Genomic DNA, 3803 nt, shown 5'->3' with positions numbered 1-3803 from the left:
TTTGCATTGCCCCGGCTGGTACTGTTCTTTCTGTGAACAGAAAGAACCAAAGAACCGACGCAGCAACCGAGAGCCATCAAACTTGTTTGAATGGCCGAGGTGCAAGGAGGAAGGTGTAGCCAAACTTTAGACGGATGCTTACGCATCCTCAAAATGCCGACGGCCTTAACCAATGCGGCAGCCTCCGCCCAAATTACCAAGCAACGACACGAACAAAAAAAAGCTCGACGGGCATCCGTCGAGCACGAACAAAAACTCACTCTCCCCCTACTCCCCTACCTGCACCAACGAATAGTTCAGTTTCGACATCGGCTTCGACAAATCCGTCCCCAACAACATCACACTGTCCCCCAGATAGAGAAAATTCAGCGTATCCGCCCAAGGACTCGACTCCACCAGCCGATAATAGACCGCTGCCGAATCTGCCGGAATCCCCTGCTCCACACTCCACGTACCCAACGACCGATAAGTCCGATCCTGACCGTCCACCGCCTCCAAATAGGTCATGGCCAGCGAATAATCGCCCCCCGTCGAATCCTCCGCCTGCTTCAACGTCAAATCCATCGTAATCCCCGGGCCGTCCGCCGCCGGAATCGTCCCCACATAATGCCGGAATACCGTATCCTCCACAGCAACCGCCGTGCGAGAACCCGAGCCGCCGCAACTCCACATACCGAGCGCCAACACTGAACATAACCCCCATAAAATCGTCCTTTTCATAAGCCAAACTTTTAATGTCGAACAGCCGAAACAGTGCAAAAATCGAGCCAAACGTCACCCCTCCGAAGAAAAATCGCAACCCCACAAGCAAATAAGCAAGACAAACCGAGGATTTCGTATCTTTGTATTTTAGCCTACACGGATAACCCTATGGAAATCACCATTCTCGGCATAGAATCCTCGTGCGACGACACCTCCGCCGCCGTGATCCGCGACGGCGTGCTGCTGTCGAACGTCATCGCCTCGCAGGCCGTCCACGCCCAATACGGCGGCGTGATTCCCGAACTGGCCTCGCGGGCGCACGGACAAAACATCGTTCCGGTGATCGATGCCGCACTGAAAGAGGCAAGCGTGACGCCGGCCGAGATCGACGGAATCGCCGTCACCCGCGGGCCGGGACTCCTCGGATCGCTGCTCGTGGGGGTCTCCTTCGCCAAGGGATTCTCGCTGGCGCAGGACACACCCCTGATGGAGGTCAATCACCTGCAGGGGCATGTGCTGGCCCACTTCGTCACGCGACCGGGAGAAGAGGAGGCGCCGAAACCGAAATTCCCGTTCCTCTGCCTGCTCGTGTCGGGCGGGAACTCGCAGATCGTTCTCGTGCGCGACTACCTCGACATGGAAATTATCGGCACGACTATTGATGATGCGGCGGGGGAGGCTTTCGACAAGTGTGCGAAAGTCATGGGGCTTCCCTATCCGGGAGGGCCGCTGATCGACCGGCTGGCGCGGAGCGAGGGGGCCGATCCGCACGCCTTCAAATTCGCCAAACCGTCGGTGCCGGGATTCGACTACAGCTTCAGCGGGCTGAAGACCTCGTTCCTCTACTTCCTGCGCGACCGCGTGGCGGACGATCCGGAGTTCATCGAACACCACAAGGCCGACCTCTGCGCCTCGTTGCAGGCGACGATCGTCGACATCCTGATGAACAAACTCGTCCGGGCGGCCAAGCAGTACGACATCACGGAGATCGCCGTGGCGGGAGGCGTATCGGCCAACTCGGGACTGCGCGAGGCGATCGAGGCGGCGGGGGAACGATACGGATGGACGACCTATATTCCGCCCATCTCGCTGACCACCGACAATGCGGCGATGATCGCCATCACGGGTTACTACAAATACCTCCGCGAAGAGTTTGCCGACCTGAGCATGGCGCCGGCGGCCCGGGCGGCTGAGATGTAACGTTTTTTTTCGAAACCGGGCGGATTTCCGCCCGATTCACTCTCTTCTTGAAATTTGCATGAAAGAACAACGAGGCGCATTCACCAGCAGTTTCGGTTCCATGATGGCCGTCGTCGGTTCGGCGGTCGGACTGGGCAATATCTGGCGTTTTCCCTATCTGGCGGGGGTGAACGGCGGGGCGGCTTTCCTGCTGCTCTACCTGTTTTTGATTCTGGCGGTCGGACTGCCGTTGATTCTGAGCGAGTTCATCCTCGGTCGGGCTTCGCGGCGGGGAGCGGTGGGGGCGTTCCGCTATCTGGCGCCGAAAACGAAGTGGTATCTGGTGGGATACATGGGGGTGACGGCCGGATTCTGTATCCTGGGGTTCTACAGCGTGATCGCGGGATGGAGCCTGCGTTTTCTGTTCGACGCGGTGCTCAACGCGCACGCGGGGCAGAGTTACGAGGAGATTGCGGCCGGGTTCCGGGCGTTCCGGAACAGCGGCTGGCAGCCGATTCTGCTTTCGGGAGTTTTTCTGGGGCTGACGGCGGTGGTCATCCTCAAGGGGGTGGAGAAGGGGGTCGAACGGTGGAACAAAATCCTGATGCCGCTTTTGTTGGGGATTCTGCTGGTGCTGTGCGTCAATTCGTTCACGCTGGACGGGTTTCGCGAGGGGATGGCGTTCCTGTTCCGGCCCGATTTCTCGAAAATCACGGCCAACACGGTGCTGGACGCGATGGGACAGGTCTTTTTTACGCTCAGTCTGGGGATGGGGGTGATGATTACTTACAGCTCTTACGTCACGAAGTCTGAAAACATGCTCCGGTCGAAGGGGATCGTCACGCTGATCGACACGTCGATCGCCATTATCTCGGGGATCGCGATCTTTCCGGCGGTCTTCACGTTCGGCATCAGTCCGACGCAGGGGCCGGATCTGATCTTCCTGACGCTGCCCAACGTGTTCGCCAAGATGACGGGGGGACAGTATGTGGGGATTCTGTTTTTCCTGTTGATCAGCATCGCGGCGCTGACGTCAATGGTCTCGATTTTCGAGATGATGACGAATTACCTGATGGAGGAGTTTCAGCTGAAGCGGCGGCGGGCGGTGGTGTGGCTGCTCTGTGCCTTGTTTTTCGTGTCGTCGCTCTGCGCGCTGTCACAGGTGGAGGGCTCGCGGCTGATGATCGGAAAATACAATGTGTTCGACTTTCTGGACATGCTTTCGTCGAACTATCTGATGACGATCGGCGGTCTGTTGATCGTGATCTTCGCGGGGTGGCGGCTCTCGCCGAAACGGTTCCGCAAGACGTTCACGTCGGACGGGCGGTACAACAACCGGATCTATCCGTTGTTCCGTTTCGTGATTCGGTTCATCGCGCCGATTGCGGTGGCGCTCATCTTTCTGAGCAAGCTGAATCTGATCGGGGGCTAACTGCTGCTCAGCGGCCCCGCCCCGGGCTACCGCTATTGTTCTACGGGTTTGGCATCATACATAGGAAACCACGGTTCCGGTTGGTCTTACACGCCAGCTGGGGGTAATCTATTCATGCGATGTTTGAACTTAAGTTTTCGAACCGAATACCTCACCCTCAGTAGTCCGGATTATCGTGGCTACGGTCTTCAGTTGCGTTGCCTCTCGGAATAAACGCCGCGGGCCCGCGGTGGGCAAAGGGCTGGAGTTACCCTAATTGCGTTTTCAGTGCATCCCTGCGGTTCGAAGAACCGCGCGGGCCGGACGCCTCCCCCTCGGGAGGCCCGCAACACGCCGCTCCGCGTCGAAAATTGCGATACCTCCCGGGCGGCCGACCCGTACTTACCAGCTACAAGCGCCGCCGATGCGTCCTCAGTTTAAGCGGTTCGCCGCCAGCGGGGAGTGCAACGAGCTCCGACGAGTTGCAGTCCGCCGCGTGGGGTGGCGGCGA

Annotated in this window: 3 protein-coding genes; 2 read left to right on the top strand and 1 reads right to left on the bottom strand. The window is 58.6% G+C overall.

Features of this window, described 5'->3' with window-relative positions:
• Positions 1-267: 267 nt before the first annotated feature.
• Positions 268-720, bottom strand: coding sequence for a copper resistance protein NlpE N-terminal domain-containing protein (locus tag Q9S52_RS10550; protein WP_297625110.1), 453 nt, complete (start codon positions 718-720; stop codon positions 268-270).
• A 150-nt stretch (positions 721-870) separates the two neighbouring features.
• Here Q9S52_RS10550 and tsaD point away from each other — a divergent pair, with 150 nt between their 5' ends.
• Together tsaD and Q9S52_RS10540 are read left to right on the top strand one after the other, a co-directional pair.
• Positions 871-1902 (top strand): tRNA (adenosine(37)-N6)-threonylcarbamoyltransferase complex transferase subunit TsaD, encoded by a 1032-nt coding sequence (gene tsaD / locus Q9S52_RS10545; RefSeq protein WP_304709080.1) that lies wholly within the window; start codon positions 871-873, stop codon positions 1900-1902.
• 58 nt (positions 1903-1960) lie between these two features.
• A complete protein-coding gene (locus Q9S52_RS10540) occupies positions 1961-3313 on the top strand; it encodes a sodium-dependent transporter (RefSeq protein WP_300729097.1) in 1353 nt (450 codons plus the stop codon).
• Positions 3314-3803: the final 490 nt, after the last annotated feature.

It is taken from the genome of uncultured Rikenella sp. (assembly GCF_948810725.1).
In the GTDB taxonomy this organism is placed as follows: Bacteria; Bacteroidota; Bacteroidia; order Bacteroidales; family Rikenellaceae; genus Rikenella.
The sequence above is the reverse complement of the archived record's forward strand: the minus strand, read 5'-3'. Positions and strand labels throughout refer to the sequence as shown.

Bases quoted from the DNA above. Each gene is read 5' to 3' on its own strand.
- Q9S52_RS10550 (WP_297625110.1), bottom strand. From the start codon at position 720: ATGAAAAGGACGATTTTATGGGGGTTATGTTCAGTGTTGGCGCTCGGT.
- tsaD (WP_304709080.1), top strand. From the start codon at position 871: ATGGAAATCACCATTCTCGGCATAGAATCCTCGTGCGACGACACCTCC.
- Q9S52_RS10540 (WP_300729097.1), top strand. From the start codon at position 1,961: ATGAAAGAACAACGAGGCGCATTCACCAGCAGTTTCGGTTCCATGATG.